The 19054-nt window shown below is 45.3% G+C and carries 15 protein-coding genes; 4 read left to right on the top strand and 11 right to left on the bottom strand.

The genetic code is table 11. From position 1 onward, the window contains the following. Positions 1-65: 65 nt before the first annotated feature. The 3 genes from mtnN to OCU46_RS11740 all read left to right on the top strand — a co-directional run bounded on the left by mtnN (position 66) and on the right by OCU46_RS11740 (position 2316). Positions 66-767, top strand: coding sequence for a 5'-methylthioadenosine/S-adenosylhomocysteine nucleosidase (mtnN, locus tag OCU46_RS11730; RefSeq protein ID WP_141270752.1), 702 nt, complete (start codon positions 66-68; stop codon positions 765-767). Next, on the top strand, positions 767-1381 hold the full coding sequence (locus tag OCU46_RS11735) for a trimeric intracellular cation channel family protein (RefSeq protein WP_141270753.1): 615 nt from the start codon (positions 767-769) through the stop codon (positions 1379-1381). The genes mtnN and OCU46_RS11735 overlap by 1 nt, the downstream gene beginning before the upstream one ends. Before the next feature lie 68 nt (positions 1382-1449). Next, positions 1450-2316 carry a LysR family transcriptional regulator gene (locus OCU46_RS11740; RefSeq protein WP_141270754.1) on the top strand — a complete coding sequence of 289 codons (867 nt, stop codon included), beginning with the start codon at positions 1450-1452 and terminating at the stop codon, positions 2314-2316. On the opposite strand, the gene OCU46_RS11745 is transcribed toward OCU46_RS11740, so the two are convergent. The 6 genes from OCU46_RS11745 to secA form a co-directional block, all read right to left on the bottom strand. Then, positions 2231-3025, bottom strand: a complete 795-nt coding sequence (locus tag OCU46_RS11745; protein WP_141270755.1) for a TSUP family transporter — start codon at positions 3023-3025, stop codon at positions 2231-2233. The two genes, OCU46_RS11740 and OCU46_RS11745, sit on opposite strands and share 86 nt — an antisense overlap. 368 nt (positions 3026-3393) lie before the next feature. Further along, positions 3394-6624: a carbamoyl-phosphate synthase large subunit gene (gene carB / locus OCU46_RS11750; protein ID WP_141270756.1), complete on the bottom strand. Its 3231-nt coding sequence runs from the start codon at positions 6622-6624 to the stop codon at positions 3394-3396. Positions 6625-6640: 16 nt separating this feature from the next. Continuing rightward, complete coding sequence (carA, locus tag OCU46_RS11755) at positions 6641-7780, bottom strand: glutamine-hydrolyzing carbamoyl-phosphate synthase small subunit (RefSeq protein WP_141270757.1); 1140 nt, start codon at positions 7778-7780, stop codon at positions 6641-6643. 459 nt (positions 7781-8239) lie between these two features. After that, on the bottom strand, positions 8240-9064 hold the full coding sequence (gene dapB / locus OCU46_RS11760; protein WP_208733531.1) for a 4-hydroxy-tetrahydrodipicolinate reductase: 825 nt from the start codon (positions 9062-9064) through the stop codon (positions 8240-8242). Between the two features lie 64 nt (positions 9065-9128). Beyond that, complete coding sequence (gene mutT, locus OCU46_RS11765) at positions 9129-9530, bottom strand: 8-oxo-dGTP diphosphatase MutT (protein WP_141270759.1); 402 nt, start codon at positions 9528-9530, stop codon at positions 9129-9131. Between the two features lie 77 nt (positions 9531-9607). After that, positions 9608-12334, bottom strand: a complete 2727-nt coding sequence (secA, locus tag OCU46_RS11770; RefSeq protein WP_141270760.1) for a preprotein translocase subunit SecA — start codon at positions 12332-12334, stop codon at positions 9608-9610. 283 nt (positions 12335-12617) lie between these two features. On the opposite strand from secA, the gene OCU46_RS11775 reads away from it, so the two are divergent. Then, a complete protein-coding gene (locus tag OCU46_RS11775; protein WP_141270761.1) occupies positions 12618-13073 on the top strand; it encodes a DUF721 domain-containing protein in 456 nt (151 codons plus the stop codon). Between the two features lie 90 nt (positions 13074-13163). On the opposite strand, the gene lpxC is transcribed toward OCU46_RS11775, so the two are convergent. From lpxC to murC, 5 genes are all read right to left on the bottom strand, one after another. Beyond that, positions 13164-14081 (bottom strand): UDP-3-O-acyl-N-acetylglucosamine deacetylase, encoded by a 918-nt coding sequence (gene lpxC / locus OCU46_RS11780; RefSeq protein WP_017026849.1) that lies wholly within the window; start codon positions 14079-14081, stop codon positions 13164-13166. Between the two features lie 93 nt (positions 14082-14174). Next, positions 14175-15383, bottom strand: coding sequence for a cell division protein FtsZ (gene ftsZ, locus OCU46_RS11785; protein ID WP_141270762.1), 1209 nt, complete (start codon positions 15381-15383; stop codon positions 14175-14177). Positions 15384-15413: 30 nt separating this feature from the next. Then, positions 15414-16679, bottom strand: coding sequence for a cell division protein FtsA (gene ftsA, locus OCU46_RS11790; protein WP_141270763.1), 1266 nt, complete (start codon positions 16677-16679; stop codon positions 15414-15416). Beyond that, the gene (locus OCU46_RS11795; RefSeq protein ID WP_141270764.1) at positions 16660-17457 is read right to left on the bottom strand and encodes a cell division protein FtsQ/DivIB; all 798 of its coding nucleotides are present in this window, start codon (positions 17455-17457) and stop codon (positions 16660-16662) included. Before OCU46_RS11795 ends, ftsA begins: the two co-directional genes overlap by 20 nt. 126 nt (positions 17458-17583) lie before the next feature. After that, positions 17584-19044, bottom strand: a complete 1461-nt coding sequence (gene murC, locus OCU46_RS11800; protein WP_141270765.1) for a UDP-N-acetylmuramate--L-alanine ligase — start codon at positions 19042-19044, stop codon at positions 17584-17586. Positions 19045-19054: the final 10 nt, after the last annotated feature.

Raw genomic sequence — 19054 nt, forward strand, 5'->3', positions numbered from 1 at the left:
CCTAAAACTCCTATGCTACAATCTCGCTCTATCTACTTAGCTATATTGATCAGAGCGAGATTTTCATGAAAGTCGGCATTATCGGCGCGATGGAACAAGAAGTTGCCATCCTAAAACAATCTATCAACCAAATGAAAGAAGAGAAAAAAGGCGGTTGTACCTTCTTCTCTGGCGATATCGATGGTGTTGAAGTCGTTCTACTTCAATCTGGTATCGGTAAGGTAGCAGCATCCGTAGGTACGACACTGCTGATCAGTGACTACCAGCCTGACGTTATCATCAATACGGGCTCTGCTGGCGGTTTTGACTCCACGTTAAACCTAGGTGATGTCATCATCTCAACAGAGGTTCGCCATCACGATGCTGATGTAACAGCATTTGGTTACGAAATTGGCCAAATGGCTAGCCAACCAGCCGCATTTAAAGCGGATGAGAGCCTGATCAATCTAGCGCAATTTGCACTAGATAAAATGAGCAACAAGCACGCTGTTCATGGCTTAATCTGTACTGGTGACACCTTCGTATGCACAGCTGAAGCGCAGCAAAGAATTCGCACTAACTTCCCTTCTGTTATTGCCGTTGAAATGGAAGCCTCTGCTATTGCGCAGACCTGCCACCAATTTGATGTGCCATTTGTTGTGGTTCGCGCTATTTCTGATGTTGCAGACAAAGAGTCTCCAATAAGCTTTGAAGAATTCTTACCTCTAGCAGCAGAAAGCTCTTCTGAAATGGTGCTTAACATGTTGTCATTGGTTAAAGCTGCATAATGAGCCTGCTGTACTTTATCGACCTGTTTGGTACCGCTATCTTTGCGATTTCTGGGGTACTGTTAGCGGGTCGATTAAGAATGGACCCTTTTGGGGTGATGGTACTGGCATCGGTGACTGCCATCGGTGGCGGTACTATCCGCGATATGATGCTTGGTGCAACGCCGGTCTTTTGGATCGGAGATACCAGCTATATCTGGGTGATTATTATTACCAGCTTAATCACCATGTTGATTGTGCGACGCCCTAAGCGTGTAGCTTGGTATCTACTACCAGTATGTGATGCCATAGGGTTAGCCGCTTTCGTCGGCATCGGCGTTGAAAAAGCACTGACTTACCAGGACTCGCATTTAATTGCAGTGATGATGGGTGTATTAACGGGATGTGGCGGTGGTATCTTGCGTGACATTCTCGCTAGAGAAATCCCTATGGTACTTCGTAGCGAAGTTTATGCTACTGCATGTATGGCTGGAGGAAGCATGCACGTTGGACTGCTGATGTTTGGGCTAAGCAATACTAACGCTATGCTAGGCGGTATTGCAGTTACTCTATCAATACGCTTAGCTGCTATTCGTTGGCATCTATCCTTACCGACCTTTGCTCTCAATCGCTAACCAGTTGTAGCTTAAGGCTGACAGCACTACACTGTCAGCTATCTATTCCAAATATTCACGACTGAACCATGCTACTCGAAGGTATCGAAACACTGCTGGTGTTAAATAAAGAAAAAACCATGAGTCGCACTGGCTCTCAGCTTTATATTAGCCAATCAGCCGTCAGCAAACGCATCGCAAATCTTGAAAAGAAATTAGACAAAAAGTTGGTCGAGCCCGACGGCAGACTCATTCGCTTAACACCAGCGGCTGAGGCTTTAATTCGCAATGTCGGCCCTACCTTTATTGAGTTACAAGGCCTAATTAGTGACGAACAGAGCCTATCATCCGATGCCATCATCAAAATGGATTGCTCTGAAACCTTGTTGTCGGGTTATCTCTCTACACAAGTAGAGTACTTTCGTACAGTGGATAGAGCCCTATCCATTACCACTAACCATACGCCAAGAATCGTAGAGAATGTGCAGTCAGGTAGAGCGACACTTGGCCTATGCGCAGGTTACCTGCCTAAACGCCATGGTTTGAAAACGTTTCATCTATTTGATGAGTCTTTCTTTGTTGTTAGTGGCAGTCATCTAACAAAGCTACCTTCAGGTCTTATCTGCAATGATCTCACCAACCCAGCCAATACTTATCAGTTAGAGTTTTTAAGTTCGCTTGGGGTATCTCCATTAATGGAAATGGACTCGTATACCGCCGCGGCTAGGCTTGCGCTTGGCGGGCTTGCTCCTGCTTTGATCCCTTTATCAATTATCAAGACACTCAACATTGCACCGCAACATATATTCGAGTTTGAAGAGCTGCGGCCTTTAGTGCGCCCTGTTCATCTGTGTGTTCGAGCTAAATCACTTAAAAATGAAAGAGTGAAAATACTGATTGAAACCATTGCTGATGCTGTTCCCAAAGCAGCTTCAGAGCCATCGTCATTGACATAAAGATGACCAATGGACGAATCCATTTTTGTCCCTTAGATACCACGACCTTAGCGCCAAATCGAGCACCGATAAACCCGCCCACAGCCATGACTAGGCCAATTTCCCAAATAGGCAGACCTGCGATAACGAAGAAGGTTAGCGCAGCAATATTTGAGGTGAAATTCAATATTTTGGTTCTAGCGGTCGCATCGACTAGTGAGAAATGTCCGATGGCGACAAAGCAAACTGTAAAGATTGAGCCTGTGCCTGGCCCGAAGAAACCATCATAAAAGCCAACACCACCACCGATCATTAAGGCAAACATCGCCTCAGACATTGTCTGTTTGCCGGCAGATTCACGAGTCTGCGGTGCCAGTAAAAAGTACAGAGAAATCAAAATCAATAGCGCTGGGATAAGGCTGGTTAGAAGACTGGCATCAATAAACTGCACCGCTTCAGCACCTATTGCCGCCCCAATGAAGGTGCAAGCAATCGCAAGGCGCATTTCTTTTAGGTTAACCAAACCATTACGAACAAAATAAAAGCTAGCAGAAAAGCTGCCAAATGAGCTTTGAAGCTTATTCGTGGCAAGCGCTTGGGTTGGAGGTACACCTGCCGCCAATAAAGCAGGAAGCGTTAGAAGTCCTCCACCACCCGCCATAGCATCGATAAAACCTGCTAAGCCGGCAACAAAAAATAGAAATGTAAGAACCTCGAAACTGACTTCCATGTATTGGGGACCACTCAATTATGTTAGGACGCTACAGTACCATTGCGACTAACATCACAATAGCGAATTCTACGCAAGCAACTCATTCCTAAAATTCATCAATAGAAAATACCAATCACAGTAAGTAAGTGAACAAACATAGCGCTGGAAAACGCTGGATAACAAGGCAGGATTTTTTGATAAGTAGTTATTCTACAATCAAAAATTCTAACGCGGTTATCAAGTGTTTTAACAAGCTAGGGTGAGCTGTTATTTACTACGATTGGTATAACAAAACTACATGCAGAAAAAAGCCCGCATAAAGCGGGCAAATGAGGTTGTCATGGCGGAGGCTATACCCCCGCCTATTTATTATTTTAAAATCGTTTTTACGCTAGGCTAGATTTAACCTTTGCATGCAGTTCTTGTACCGACGTTACGTTAGTCTTAGCGTCCGCAGTATGACCCATACAAGTAGCAAATGCCGCGTTTAGCGTCGTGGTGTAGTTCACCTTCTCAGCTAGAGCGCCACGACGAAGTACTTTAGAGTCTTCAATCGCTTGACGGCCAGCGGCAGTGTTCACGATGTAGGTGTACTCATTGTTCTTGATACGGTCAAGAATATGAGGACGGCCCTCGTGTACCTTGTTTACTAGACGCGGGTTAATACCAGCTTCACCAAGGATTACTGCTGTGCCGTGAGTAGCATCTAATTGGTAGCCAAGCTTAGTTAGCTTAGATGCTAGGTCAACTACGCGTTCTTTGTCGCCTTCACGAACAGAAAGAAGTGCACGGCCACCTTCAGGGTAAACATTGCCACAACCTAGCTCAGCTTTAGCGTAAGCCTCTGCAAATGTTGCACCCACACCCATTACTTCACCAGTAGAGCGCATTTCAGGGCCCAATAGTGGATCTACACCAGGGAACTTGTTGAACGGCAGTACTACTTCTTTAACTGAGTAGTATGGTGGGATGATCTCTTTAGTGAAGCCTTGAGCTTCTAGAGATTGACCAGCCATTACGCGTGCTGCAATTTTAGCGATTGGAGCGCCAGTTGCTTTAGATACGAACGGTACAGTACGTGCTGCACGAGGGTTAACCTCGATTAGGTACACTTCGTTGTTCTTAACAGCGAACTGAGTGTTCATCAAGCCGCGAACACCTAGCTCAAACGCTAGCTTTTCAACTTGCTCACGCATTACATCTTGGATTTCCTGGCTTAGCGTGTAAGCCGGAAGTGAACATGCTGAGTCACCTGAGTGAACACCTGCTTGTTCAATGTGCTCCATGATACCACCAATAACTACGCGCTCACCGTCACAGATAGCATCGACATCCACTTCTACAGCATCGTCTAGGAAGCTATCAAGAAGTACTGGAGATTCGTTAGAAACGCTTACTGCTTCGTTGAAGTAACGACGTAGGTCTTGCTCGTCGTATACGATTTCCATCGCACGACCACCAAGAACGTAAGAAGGACGAACAACTAGTGGGTAGCCAATCTCGCGTGACTTCTCAATCGCTTGTTCCATAGTCGTAACCGTTGCGTTCTCTGGCTGTAGTAGACCAAGACGGTCAACAGCAACTTGGAAGCGCTCACGGTCTTCTGCGCGGTCGATAGCATCAGGGCTAGTACCGATGATTGGTACGCCAGCCGCTTCAAGAGCACGAGCCAGTTTCAGTGGTGTTTGACCACCGTACTGAACGATAACGCCTTTAGGCTTCTCAACGCGAGCGATTGCTAGTACGTCTTCCAGTGTAACTGGTTCAAAGTACAGGCGATCTGATGTGTCGTAGTCTGTAGAAACAGTCTCAGGGTTACAGTTAACCATGATAGTTTCGTAGCCATCTTCACGTAGCGCTAGAGAGGCGTGAACACAGCAGTAGTCAAACTCAATGCCTTGGCCGATACGGTTTGGACCGCCACCAAGAATCATGATCTTGTCTTTGTCTGTTGGGTTTGCTTCACACTCTTCATCGTAAGATGAGTACATGTAAGCTGTATCAGAAGAGAACTCAGCAGCACAAGTATCAACACGCTTGTAAACAGGGTGGATGTCATACTGGTCGCGTAGACGACGAATTTCACTTTCAGATACACCAAGAAGCTTAGATAGGCGAGCATCCGCAAAGCCTTTGCGCTTCAGTTGGTTTAGAACGTCTTTGTTCAAACCAGCAAAACCGTTCGCTTTAACTTGTTGCTCTAGCTTCACTAGGTCTTCAATTTGAACTAGGAACCAACGGTCGATTTGCGTCAGGTTAAATACGCCATCTACAGACATACCTGCACGGAATGCATCCGCAATGTACCAAATACGCTCAGCGCCAGCTTCTTTAAGCTCGTGACGAATCTTAGTCAGTGCATCTGGTGCGTCTAGGTCAACCATCTCGTCAAAGCCAGTCGCGCCAACTTCTAGGCCGCGAAGTGCTTTTTGTAGAGATTCTTGTTGGTTACGGCCGATAGCCATAACTTCACCAACAGATTTCATCTGTGTGGTTAGACGGTCGTTAGCACCTGCAAATTTCTCGAAGTTAAAACGAGGAATCTTAGTTACTACGTAGTCGATTGTTGGTTCGAATGATGCTGGCGTTGCGCCGCCAGTGATGTCATTCATTAGCTCGTCTAGCGTGAAACCAACAGCCAGTTTTGCTGCAATCTTAGCGATTGGGAAACCTGTAGCTTTAGAAGCTAGTGCTGAAGAGCGAGATACACGTGGGTTCATCTCGATGATAACCATACGGCCATCTTTCGGGTTGATACCAAACTGTACGTTTGAACCACCTGTTTCAACACCAATCTCACGCAGTACTGCTAGAGATGCGTTACGCATCAATTGGTATTCTTTGTCTGTCAGCGTTTGAGCTGGAGCCACAGTGATTGAGTCACCTGTGTGAATACCCATTGGGTCGAAGTTTTCAATCGCACATACGATGATACAGTTGTCGTTTTTGTCACGAACCACTTCCATCTCGTACTCTTTCCAACCGATAAGAGATTCATCGATTAGAAGCTCGTTCGTTGGAGATAGGTCCAAACCACGACGACAGATTTCTTCAAATTCTTCTTTGTTGTAAGCGATACCGCCACCAGTACCACCCATAGTGAACGATGGGCGAATGATACAAGGGAAGCCAACCATGTCTAAAACTTTGTAAGCTTCTTCCATGCTTTTCGCTGTGTCAGCAGTTGGACATTCAAGACCAATTGATTTCATTGCTTTATCGAAACGTGAACGGTCTTCTGCTTTATCAATAGCGTCAGCCGTTGCACCAATCATTTCAACACCGAACTCTTCCAGAACGCCGTGCTTTTCTAAGTCTAGAGCACAGTTAAGTGCAGTCTGACCGCCCATAGTAGGCAGAACTGCATCAGGCTTCTCTTTAGCAATGATGTTACGTACAACTTCCCACTGGATTGGTTCGATGTAAGTCGCATCGGCCATGTCTGGGTCAGTCATGATAGTTGCTGGGTTTGAGTTAACTAGAATTACTCGGTAGCCTTCTTCACGAAGTGCTTTACACGCTTGTGCGCCAGAGTAGTCAAACTCACACGCCTGACCGATTACGATCGGGCCAGCACCTAAAATTAGAATGCTTTTAATGTCATTACGTTTTGGCATTTTTCTCTACTCCAACTTACGCTTTGTGTTCTTTAATCAGGTCAATGAAATGGTCAAATAGCGGCGCCGCGTCGTGTGGACCTGGGCTCGCTTCTGGGTGACCTTGGAAGCTAAATGCTGGCTTATCTGTGCGGTGAATACCCTGCAAAGAGCCATCAAATAGTGACTTGTGCGTTGCGCGTAAGTTAGCTGGTAGTGTTTCTTCATCAGCAGCGAAGCCGTGGTTCTGAGAAGTAATCATCACTACATCGCGATCTAGGTCTTTAACAGGATGGTTGGCACCGTGGTGACCAAACTTCATCTTCACTGTTTTAGCACCAGATGCCAAAGCTAGGATTTGGTGACCAAGGCAGATACCAAAGATTGGCAGGCCTTTGTCTAGGAAAGTTTGTGTCGCTTCAATTGCGTAAGTACATGGTGCTGGGTCACCAGGGCCATTCGAAAGGAATACGCCGTCTGGGTTCATTGCCAGTACTTCTTCCGCTGAGGTTTCCGCAGGAACTACCGTTAGGCGGCAACCACGGTCAACAAGCATGCGTAGGATGTTGCGCTTTGCACCGAAGTCGTAGGCAACAACGTGATGTGGCAGTTCTGAGTCATCTTTCGCTTCTGGAAGACCACCCGTGAGCGTCCACGAACCTTGTTTCCATTGATACGCTTCTTTTGTTGTAACCTCTTTCGCAAGATCCATTCCTTTTAGACCAGGGAATTCTTTTGCTTTAGCTAAAGCTAGAGCTTCGTCAAGGTTGTTACCAGCCACAACGCAACCGTTCTGCGCACCTTTCTCACGTAGAATACGAGTTAGTTTACGCGTATCGATGTCTGCAATGCCGACAATGTTTTGAGACTTAAGGTAATCAGAAAGGGTTTGTTCGTTACGGAAGTTAGAAGCTATAAGAGGGAGATCGCGAATCACAAGGCCTTGAGCGTGGATTGAAGTAGATTCTTCATCTTCGGAATTGGTTCCGGTATTGCCAATGTGAGGGTAAGTAAGAGTAACGATCTGTTGAGAATAGGAAGGATCAGTAAGAATTTCTTGGTACCCCGTCATCGAGGTATTAAAAACAACTTCTCCAACGGCAGAGCCTTCAGCTCCAATCGCTACACCACGGAACACAGTCCCATCTTCAAGGACCAATATTGCTGGCTTATTCAAGACAACCTCCAAACAAATAAATATGCGAAATTAATAAATTAAATTTCAAGTACCTGACTCCATATAGAGACAGATCACATTTGCTGAACTCAGACAAATTGGCGGTATTCTAATGAGGCACCACACTATTGTCAAATAAACGACATAGAAAAACTAAACTTTTTAACTATCATGTATGATTTACATTATGAAACCCGTAAAACATAAACTTAACCCTACTTTCTTTGGGTAAAAATTACAGAAACCACATCAAGCGCTCTAATTTCCCCTCCAACATCGCAAAAATATGATCCAAAAAAAATAGCAAACGTTAACTCGGATAATTAACAACCAAAAACACCTGGCTTTATGCGAAATTCAAACGAAACCCCAGAAAACAACAACAAACCTAGTGATAATCCGATTAAAAGCTCCTATAAATTTTAAGCAAAAAAAACGCCAGCAAATGCTGGCGTTTTTTTAGATATTATTCAAATCGAGCACATCAGTCATACTGTACAAACCCGCAGGTTTACTTCCTAACCAAAGGGCCGCTCTAATAGCACCATTAGCAAATGTCATTCTATCGGTTGCCTTGTGAGTAATCTCAACACGCTCACCTACATCAGCAAACATTGCAGTATGCTCACCAACAATATCGCCAGCTCGGATAGTGGCAAAGCCAATTTCATCACGGGTTCTTTCGCCTGTAATGCCTTCACGCGCATAGACTGCAACATCCGAAAGTTCATTGCCCATTGCGTTGGCTATCGCTTCACCCATACCGATAGCTGTACCTGATGGCGCATCAACCTTATGACGATGGTGTGCTTCAACAATCTCAATGTCAGTGTAATCACCCATTACCTTGGCTGCTTTTTCAAGAAGCTTAAATACTAGGTTAACACCCACGCTAAAGTTTGGCGCCATAACAATAGAAACGGTTTTAGCATAATCGCTAATCTGTTGCTTTTGAGATTCAGTAAAGCCAGTCGTTCCAATGACAATTGCCTTACCGTGCTGCTTACACAGCTCTAGGTTCGCTAACGTATTTTCCGGTGCTGTAAAGTCAACAATTACGTCAAATTCATCGACAACCTTGCTGAAGTCATCAACTAATGCGACATCAAGCTTACCTTCACCACTCAATTCACCAACATCAACACCAATCAAAGATGATTGTGGACGTTCATTGGCTGCACCAAGGGTGGCTTGTTCCATGACATTTGTTGCTTTAACCAAGTTACGGCCCATACGGCCTGCCGCTCCGGCAACTGCTATTCGCACCACTACGCTAGTCTCCATTATATAAAGCTGGGGGGTAACTTAATGTATCTGAATCACACTTTGGAATCCAGCCAATTCACATTTAGACGCAAAAGTGTTGGATCACGGCTTCGACTACTGGAACATTTGCTTCAGGAAAGGCATAGCTAGCTAATTCTGGCACTGTGACCCACTGCCCTAGCTGCCCTTCTTTGCCGTAAGGCTTGCCTTTAAAGCTATGGATTAGCAAGAAATCAAAGCTCAGCGACTTATCGGTATAGTCAAAATCAAAATGCTGGAATGGCTCACTGTGTAAATCGTGAATACCTATCTCCTCAAACAGCTCTCTTTCTATAGCATCACTAACAGATTCATTATCTTCTACTTTTCCACCGGGAAACTCCCATAAGCCACCTTTATGAGCATTATCATGGCGCTTAGTTATGTAAACCTGTGTCTTTTCTGGATTTAAGATAATTCCAGCAACTATGTGTACTCTTTTCATTTGCTCTCCTTTTCAGGCAAAAAAAGAGCCGCTAAAGCGACTCTTCTTAGTATATCCATAATTACTTAACTGAATAATTAAGCAATTTTACCATGGCACTGTTTGTACTTCTTACCAGAGCCACATGGGCAAGGCTCGTTACGACCAACCTTTTGCTCATTACGAACTGGGGTTTGAGCCGCGGCTTCAGGTTGCTCATCATCCGCTAACTGGCTTTCAGCTGTTTGATGCTGAGCCTGCGCCATACGAGCAGCCGCTTCTGCCTGAGCTTGACGTTGAGCTTCCATACGCTCAACTTCTTCTTGCTGCTGTACACGAACCTTACTCAGAATAGTAATCACGTCTGTCTTCAGGGTTTCTAGTAGACCTTCAAACAGCTCAAATGATTCACGCTTATACTCTTGTTTCGGGTTCTTCTGTGCATAGCCACGTAGATGAATGCCTTGACGTAGGTGATCCATTGCAGCCAAATGCTCTTTCCAAAGTCCATCAAGAGACTGAAGCATGACAGATTTCTCAAAGTTGCGTAGCACTGATGCACCAACGACTTCTTCTTTCTGCTTGTACACTTCAACTGCAGTGTTCAGGATCTTCTCACGCAATGCTTCTTCGTAAAGCTTGTCGTCTTCGTCTAGCCAAGTTTGAATCGGTAGGTCTAGATCGAAATCTGACTTCATACGCTTCTCTAGGCCTTCGATGTCCCACATCTCTTCTAGAGATTGAGGCGGAATGTATTCATTGATTGTGCTATCAACCACGTCTTCACGGTTTTGCTCAATCATCACGCTGATATCGTCAACTTCCATCAACTCATCACGCAATTCGTAAACCACTTTACGTTGATCGTTGGCAACATCATCGTATTCAAGCAGCTGCTTACGAATATCAAAGTTACGGCCTTCAACTTTACGTTGTGCCTTTTCAATGGAGCGAGAAAGCATCTTACTCTCAATCGCTTCACCTTCATCCATGCCAGACTGAATCAAGCCTGCCATGCGCTCTGATGTAAAGATACGTAGCAGTGAATCTTCCATAGATAAGTAGAAGCGAGATGAACCAGCGTCACCCTGACGACCAGAACGACCACGTAACTGGTTATCGATACGACGAGATTCGTGACGCTCAGTACCAATGATGTGCAAACCACCAGACGCTAATACAGCGTCATGAATTTGTATCCACTCTTGTTTGATCTTCTCAACTTGCTCTTCAGATGGGTTGTCTAGTGCTTCAACTTCCGCTTTCCAGTTACCACCTAAAACGATATCGGTACCACGACCTGCCATGTTGGTTGCGATAGTTACCGCACCTGGCATACCCGCTTGAGCAACAATCTCAGCTTCACGTTCGTGGAATTTCGCATTCAGAACGTTGTGTTTGATCTTCGCCTCTTTCAAAGCATTAGAAAGGAGCTCTGATTTCTCGATAGAAACAGTACCCACCAATGATGGTTGTCCTGCAGCTACACGCTCTTTAATGTCTTCAATAATAGCGGCAAATTTTTCTGTCTCTGTACGATAAACCACATCAGGCATATCGTTACGAACCATCGGCTTGTTGGTTGGGATAACTACTGTTTCTAGGCCATAGATAGACTGGAACTCAAATGCTTCAGTATCTGCGGTACCTGTCATACCTGATAGTTTGTCGTATAGACGGAAGTAGTTCTGGAAGGTAATCGATGCCAACGTTTGGTTTTCGTTTTGGATCTTAACGCCTTCTTTTGCTTCAACTGCTTGATGAAGACCTTCAGACCAACGACGACCTGGCATAGTACGGCCAGTGTGCTCATCAACGATAACCACTTCGCCTTCTTCATTGACGATGTAATCAACATTGCGCTCAAACAATACATGAGCTCGAAGTGCTGCATTCACGTGATGAAGTAAGCTGATGTTAGTTGGAGAGTAAAGAGTATCGCCCTCTTCCATCAAACCGTTCTTAACCATGAGTTCTTCTACGAACTCTTGACCAGTCTCGGTTAGGTAAACTTGCTTAGATTTCTCATCCAGAGTGTAGTGACCATCGCCACGGTACTCTTCACTATCTTCTTTATCTTGCTTTTCAAGATGTGGAATTAGCGTATTGATGCGAGTGTAAAGCTCTGAGCTATCCTCAGCAGGACCAGAAATGATAAGTGGAGTTCGAGCCTCATCGATTAGGATGGAGTCAACCTCATCCACTACAGCAAAGAAACGTTCGCGTTGCACGCGGTCTTCACTGCGAAACGCCATGTTATCGCGTAGGTAATCGAAACCAAACTCGTTGTTTGTTCCGTAAAGGATATCGGCTTGGTAGGCTTCTTTCTTCGCAGGAGGGGCCATGTTTGGCACGTTCACGCCAACTGACATTCCAAGGAATTCAAACAGTGGGCGGTTGGTCTCAGCATCACGGCTTGCTAAGTAGTCGTTCACCGTAACGATGTGAACACCTTTGCCGGTTAAGGCGTTTAGATATGCTGGTAGCGTTGCCGTTAGGGTTTTACCCTCACCAGTACGCATCTCTGCGATTTGGCTATTATTCAGTACCATACCACCGATAAGTTGAACGTCGAAATGACGCATGCCGTACACACGCTTTGATGCTTCGCGTACGGTTGCAAATGCATGAGGTAGTAACTGGTCTAGAGTTTCTCCCTGCTCTAGACGCTGACGGAACTCAACCGTTTTGGCTTTTAGTTCTTCGTCACTTAGCTTTTCGTAATCTGGTTCGTAGCTATTGATCTCTTTAACGATCTTACGAAGACGGCGAAGAGTACGGTCGTTTCGACTGCCAATTACCTTTGTCAGTAGCTTAGTTATCATTGTTATCGTTTCTCTTGTTGTGGATCACTGAGATCCCAAATACTTGTTCAGCTTGTCTATCTATTAAGCGAGTGCTATTTATATTGAGTTCAAAGCAAGCAATTTCAAGCTTCAAGCTAGATTTAATGCGCTCTAGTGTATGAAATTTTGAAGTTATCCACCATTAGAAACTGGTTTAGTTTGAACAAGCTTCTACTTTTTCCTTTGTATTGACTAAAGATAAAGCGAATCAAAGGCCAAGGCGTGATAAAATCACCTTGTTACCTGTCATTAAGGCATAGCTGTGCGAGACCATAGACCAACACTTACCGAAGACGTCATCAAGAACACCAAGCTTGGTTCGATCCAAGAGCATGCCGCTACCATCAATAAATTGAATAACACCGTTCTTGATTTGCTTCCCAAAGAAATCAGGCGTTATTGTCGCGTAGCAAATTGTCGAGGTAGTCAATTAATCTTAGAGGTCGCAAATGCTTCAATCATGATGAAGCTCAACTATGACCGTTTGTATCTATTATCGCAATTGAGACAGCAAGGCTTTGCCCGCCTTATTAATATAGAAGTAAAGGTCTGTCCCGACCTCTATAAAAGCGATCAATTATTCGTAGCAGAAAAGCAAGCCCCTTCTCGACCTCCTCTATCGCAAACTACAGCCGATAACTTAAATATGTTGGCCGAAATGGCGCCTGACAAAATCAAACAGCGACTGCAGAATATCGCTAAACTCGCTGAAAAGTAGCTATCGACTAGCTACTAGCCACCAAGAAAGTCAGATACAAAAAAAGCAGCCATTGGCTGCTTTTTTATTAGAATGCTTTCTAGGTAGCAATTACGCAAGAACCATGTTTGGCTCGGCGAATGCCACTGGTGAGCCTGCTTCTTCTTCGAAGGTCGCCCATTCCCACGCTTCTTGGTCAGCAAGCACTGCTCGAAGAAGTTGGTTATTCAGGCCATGGCCTGATTTGAATGCACGTAATTCACCCACGATAGGAGAACCACACATGTACATATCACCAATAGCATCAAGTACTTTGTGAGTCACAAATTCGTTAGAGAAACGCAAGCCGTCTTCGTTAAGAATTCGGTATTCGTCCAATACGATCGCACAGTCAAAGCTACCGCCTAGACATAGGTTTTGAGACTGAAGGTACTCGATATCACGCATGAAACCGAATGTACGAGCGCGAGAGATCTCTTTTACGAATGACTTCGAAGAGAAATCAAATAGCATATGCTGTTCATCTGAATCGATCGCTGGGTGCTCAAATTCGATCTCAAAATCCAGGCGGAAACCGTCATAAGGAACAAGCTCTGCCCACTTATCACCGTCTTCTACGCGAACTGGTTTCTTGATACGAATGAAACGCTTAGCTGCATTTTGAACCTCGATACCTGCAGATTGTAGCAAGTATACGAACGGGCTAGCACTGCCATCCATAATAGGAATTTCAGGTGCATCTACCTCGATAATAATATTATCGATACCCATACCAGCAAGCGCTGCATTTAAGTGTTCAACGGTAGAGATGCGCACGCCTTCATCATTAACAAGAGCTGTACAAAGCATTGTATCGCGCACAGAGTTAGCGTCCGCAGGGAAGTCCACTGCAGGTTCTAGATCTGTTCTACGGTAAATAACACCTGTGTTTGTTGCTGCTGGGCGAAGCGTTAATGTCACTTTGCGCCCAGAGTGCAATCCCACTCCAGTTGTTTTGACAATCTCTTTTAAAGTACGCTGCCTAATCATGCAATACCTCTCATTAAAGCAAAGTTGCTAGCTGTTTATCAGCTTGGTCGCACATCCTACCAGTTTTTTGACAATTGTCAAAAAATTGAACAATTAGTCCGCTTGGTTGCGCAGAAACGCTGGTATATCAAGGTATGCGCTCTCAGTTTGACCTGAGTTTGCTACCTGTTGACCCGCTCCACTCGCTGGGCGAGATGCTGCTGGTTCAGTTTTTGGCTTAACCGCTGCAGCAGGTTGGATCTTCATTTCAGGTTCTGCTTTTGTTGCCGCAGCAACGCGTGGCTCAGGAGTCGCAACCGCTTTTGGTTTAGACGCTGCACCCACCAAAGTAATCTCTGGTTTCTTCTCGTTGCCGATACCTGTTGCAACAACAGTTACACGGAATTCGTCAGACATATCTGGGTCTAGAGAAGTACCAATAACAACTGTAGCATTATCAGAAGCAAATGCCTTAACTGTGTTACCGACAATTTCGAATTCATCCAGACGCATATCCATGCCTGCAGTGATGTTAACAAGTACACCACGTGCGCCAGCTAGGTCGATATCTTCTAGTAGAGAGTGAGAAATTGCTGCCTCTGCTGCTTCTTCTGCACGGTCTTCACCAGTAGATACGCCACTGCCCATCATAGCTTGACCCATCTCAGACATTACGGTGCGAACATCCGCGAAGTCGACGTTGATCATACCAGGACGAGTAATCAACTCTGCAATACCTTGTACTGCATCTTTTAGTACGTCATTTGCATAGCCGAATGCTTCTAAAAGGGTCACATTGCGTCCGTACACCTTTAGTAGCTTTTCATTTGGAATCGTAATCAATGAATCAACATGCTTTGAAAGCTCTTCGATTCCTTGCTCTGCAAACGATAGGCGTTTCTTGCCTTCAAAACCAAATGGCTTGGTCACTACTGCTACTGTTAGAACGCCAAGCTCTTTGGCTATTTCTGCAATAACAGGGGCTGCGCCCGTACCTGTACCGCCGCCCATACCAGCTGCGATGAATACCATGTCGGCACCCACTAGTACTTCTTTGATTGCTTCGCGATCTTCAAGCGCTGAATCACGACCTACTTGTGGGTTCGCGCCAGCACCAAGACCTTTGGTGATATCTGTACCAATTTGAATAACTGAGCTAACGCTAGTTTTGCGAAGCGCCTGTGCATCGGTATTAACACTGATGAATTCTACGCCCTCGATGGACTCACGCACCATATGTTCTACGGCATTACCGCCGCCACCGCCAACACCAACGACCTTAATTACGGCTTCGTCATTCATTTCCGTCATCGGTTCAAACATGTGCTTTCTCCGTTTTCCTGTCTACCCAGGTTAAAATTCTTTTTGTATCCAATTACGCATTTTGCTGAACAAGCCAGTTAGAGAGGAGTGTTTCGGTTCCGAGTACTCGCCTTCATCATTAAAACTGCTGTCTTTGCCATAATGCAATAAACCAACTGCCGTAGAGTGGTACGGCTCCTTTACGTAATCTGTTAAGCCTTTTACTTCTGTAGGCTTACCGATTCTAACTTGATTGCCAAACACGCGTTCTGCACATTCAGCTAAACCTTCTATTTGCGAAGCGCCACCAGTCAATACAATACCAGCGGCAATGTGATGGTGTTTAACACCATTCTCTCGCATTTTGTTTTGAGCGTTTTCAATCGCTTGGTTTATTAAACCCATAAGCTCAGTATAACGCGGTTCTATCACTTCAGATAAGGTTTGTCTTTGTAAACTGCGAGATGGGCGACCGCCAACGCTAGGAACGTTAACTGTGTCATCCTTGCTAACCAGTTCACTCATAGCACAGCCATACTTAACCTTAATCTCTTCGGCATCGTTAATTGGCGTGCCAAAGGCAAACGCGATATCGCTGGTTACAGAGTTACCTGCATAGGCAAACACTTCGGTGTGACGCAATGCGCCGCCAGTCCAAAGTGCGACATCCATAGTTCCTGCGCCGATATCGACAACACAGACACCCAGCTCTTTCTCGTCTTCAGTAATAACGGCATCACTTGCCGCAAGGCCAGAGAAGACTAACTGCTCAACGGTTAGGCCGCAGCGCTCTACTGCCTTGATAACATTGCGAGCCATATCGTTATGGCAAGAGATCATATGAACGCTCACTTCCATACGCACGCCAGAAAGCCCTAGCGGATTCTTAATCCCACCAAGGTGATCAATTTTAAATTCTTGCGGAATTACATGCAGGATGCGTTCTTCTTCACCAATCTTGATAGAGCGAGCAGTATGGATAGCGCGATCCATATCTTCTTGAGACACCTCTTCATCAGAGATGGTCCCCATGCCTTTTTCAATACGGCTGGTAATGTGCTGACCTGAGATGGATAGATACACGTTAGTGATCTTGTGCTCAGCCATAAGCTCAGCTTGATTCACCGCGCGCTCAACTGATTTGATCACGGAATCGAGGTCGTTCACCCCGCCCTTATCCATTCCACGGGATGGACTGCTGCCAGCACCAATAATATTGATCTGTCCGTCTGGAAGAATTTCGCCTACTAGCGCTGAAACAGTCGCTGTACCGATATCCAGACCAACAATCAGGTTGTCATCCGTTCCCTTGGTCATTACTACTCTCTTGCCTTTGGTCTTCCGATAGCCAGCCAATGGCGGCTCCGGTGTCATATCTTAAATCTATATAACTGATCTGCTGAACCCTCTCATCCATGTGGTGGTAGAGGTCAACAAATCTCTGAATTCTTTCTTCTAAGGCATCTTTACCTAATTCAAGGCGGATGCCGTTATCTAATATTAACTGCCAAGCATGTCTGTCATTCAGTACTACAGAAGTAATCTGTAGGCCAAGACCCGTAAATTGCGGCCTAATCTCTCGCCAAGTGTCGAGCACCTTCTCACTTTCTGTTTCAGGTCCATAGAGCTTGACGATTTCTTGGTCTTGTTGGTGCAACTGCCCAACATCGGCATAAAATATCTGACCGTTACTGTTTAGAAGCGCATTACCATTCCAGATTGCTGCTGGGTGATGCTCCATCAAAAACACTTTAATAGTGTTTGGCCATTGCTTACGAATGGCGGCACTCGCTACCCAAGGAAGAGATTCAACCGCTGTTTGCAATTGATTAACATCCTGAGTCATAAATGTGCCGAATGGATGAATATGTGATAACACACTCTGCACATCAGTGCTGTGCACATATTCAAGATCACCTTCAAGGACAAATTGAGAAAGGGGGAGTCGTCCACTGTCTCGCATCCATGCTACTGTGGAAAAAATACCAAACACAATCAAAGCGACTACGAACAATAAAAAACTCGCATCAACCCAAGAAAATTTGAACCTAGGCCTTTGTTTACATTCGGTTTCGACGTCTAATGTAGATTCCATTTTTATAATGTCGTCGACTTCCTAATTAACGGCACATAACCCTTTACAGGCAAGTATATCTATTGACTGATTATACTTGCCCGACATTATCTTTCCATAGCAATAACGGATATTTCGATAAGGAAACTAGCTTTTTTGCATTGCTCTGATGTTAAGTTCTAACTTTTCCAACCTTTTAGCAACCTTTCCTACGTCACCGGCGCCCTGAGTGAGAACAAGATCACCTTCTTGCAACAAGTTGGCCAGTACTTTCGGTAGTTCATCCTGTTCTTTAACAAAGATAGGATCGATACGCCCCCTACTGCGGATAGTACGACATAACGAACGTCCGTCGGCCCCAGCAATAGGCGCTTCGCCAGCAGAATAAACGTCGAGCATCAGTAGTACGTCAACTTTATCCAAAACATTGGCAAAATCATCGTAAAGGTCGCGAGTACGACTGTAACGGTGTGGTTGGAACACCATAACCAAACGCTTATCCGGCCAACCCGCACGCGCAGCGTCAATGGTGACATCAACCTCACTAGGGTGATGGCCGTAATCATCCACCAGCATGGCAGTACCATTACCCGTTTCAAACTCACCTAGGTGTTCAAATCGACGCCCTGTGCCTTGAGTTGCTAGTAATGCTGACAGAATCGCTTCATCAGAGATATCATCTTCAGTTGCAACGGCAATAGCAGCTGACGCATTCAGTGCGTTATGCTTGCCTGGCATGTTCAGCGTGATCTCTAAGTCATTTTTTCCTTCACGCTCTACCGTAAAGAAGCTCTGCTGCCCTTGCTGACGGTAATTCACAATCTTAACGTCTGCATCATCCGAGAAGCCATAAGTAATGACCTGACGACTAATGGTTGGAAGCATCTCGCGAATCACAGGGTCATCAATGCACATGATTGCTTGACCATAGAACGGCAGTTTGTGCAGGAAGTCAGTAAAGGTTTGCTTTAGCACTTCAAAGTCACCGCCGTAAGTATCCATATGGTCGGCTTCAATATTAGTGACAATGGCGACCATAGGCTGCAGGTGCAAGAAGGATGCATCGCTCTCATCAGCCTCAGCAATAAGGATACGGCTTGAGCCCAAGCGTGCATTGGTTCCTGCGCTCTTTACTAGACCGCCGTTAACAAATGTAGGATCTAAGCCAGCCTCAGAATAAATCTGAGTCACTAAGGCTGTGGTTGTGGTTTTACCATGCGTGCCCGCTACAGCAATACCGTGGCGGTAGCGCATAATCTCAGCCAGCATTTCTGCACGGCGCACAACGGGAATACGCAAAGTTTTAGCCGCAACAAGCTCAGGGTTGCCTTGGTCAATAGCCGTAGACACTACGACTACACTGGCATTTTCTACATTGGTTTGGTCGTGACCAATAAAGATGGTCGCGCCCTTGCTTTGCAGTCGATCTGTAACGGCATTTTGACTGATGTCTGAGCCAGAGATGGCGTAGCCTTCATTTAGCAAAACCTCTGCAATACCACTCATTCCCGCACCACCAATACCAACGAAATGAATGCTCTTCACGCGTCGCATCTCAGGGATCATAGCTCGGATATGCGCCAAATCTTGTTTATGTTCGATTACCATATTTGTTCTC

This window comes from Vibrio comitans (assembly GCA_024346835.1).
Lineage (GTDB): Bacteria > Pseudomonadota > Gammaproteobacteria > Enterobacterales > Vibrionaceae > Vibrio > Vibrio comitans.

Excerpts from the sequence above, each read along its gene's own strand:
- OCU46_RS11795 (WP_141270764.1), bottom strand. The coding sequence starts at position 17,457 with ATGGAATCTACATTAGACGTCGAAACCGAATGTAAACAAAGGCCTAGG.
- murC (WP_141270765.1), bottom strand. The coding sequence starts at position 19,044 with ATGGTAATCGAACATAAACAAGATTTGGCGCATATCCGAGCTATGATC.
- OCU46_RS11745 (WP_141270755.1), bottom strand. The coding sequence starts at position 3,025 with ATGGAAGTCAGTTTCGAGGTTCTTACATTTCTATTTTTTGTTGCCGGC.
- mtnN (WP_141270752.1), top strand. The coding sequence starts at position 66 with ATGAAAGTCGGCATTATCGGCGCGATGGAACAAGAAGTTGCCATCCTA.
- lpxC (WP_017026849.1), bottom strand. The coding sequence starts at position 14,081 with ATGATTAGGCAGCGTACTTTAAAAGAGATTGTCAAAACAACTGGAGTG.
- carB (WP_141270756.1), bottom strand. The coding sequence starts at position 6,624 with ATGCCAAAACGTAATGACATTAAAAGCATTCTAATTTTAGGTGCTGGC.
- mutT (WP_141270759.1), bottom strand. The coding sequence starts at position 9,530 with ATGAAAAGAGTACACATAGTTGCTGGAATTATCTTAAATCCAGAAAAG.
- ftsA (WP_141270763.1), bottom strand. The coding sequence starts at position 16,679 with ATGACCAAGGGAACGGATGACAACCTGATTGTTGGTCTGGATATCGGT.
- dapB (WP_208733531.1), bottom strand. The coding sequence starts at position 9,064 with ATGGAGACTAGCGTAGTGGTGCGAATAGCAGTTGCCGGAGCGGCAGGC.
- OCU46_RS11740 (WP_141270754.1), top strand. The coding sequence starts at position 1,450 with ATGCTACTCGAAGGTATCGAAACACTGCTGGTGTTAAATAAAGAAAAA.
- secA (WP_141270760.1), bottom strand. The coding sequence starts at position 12,334 with ATGATAACTAAGCTACTGACAAAGGTAATTGGCAGTCGAAACGACCGT.
- ftsZ (WP_141270762.1), bottom strand. The coding sequence starts at position 15,383 with ATGTTTGAACCGATGACGGAAATGAATGACGAAGCCGTAATTAAGGTC.
- OCU46_RS11735 (WP_141270753.1), top strand. The coding sequence starts at position 767 with ATGAGCCTGCTGTACTTTATCGACCTGTTTGGTACCGCTATCTTTGCG.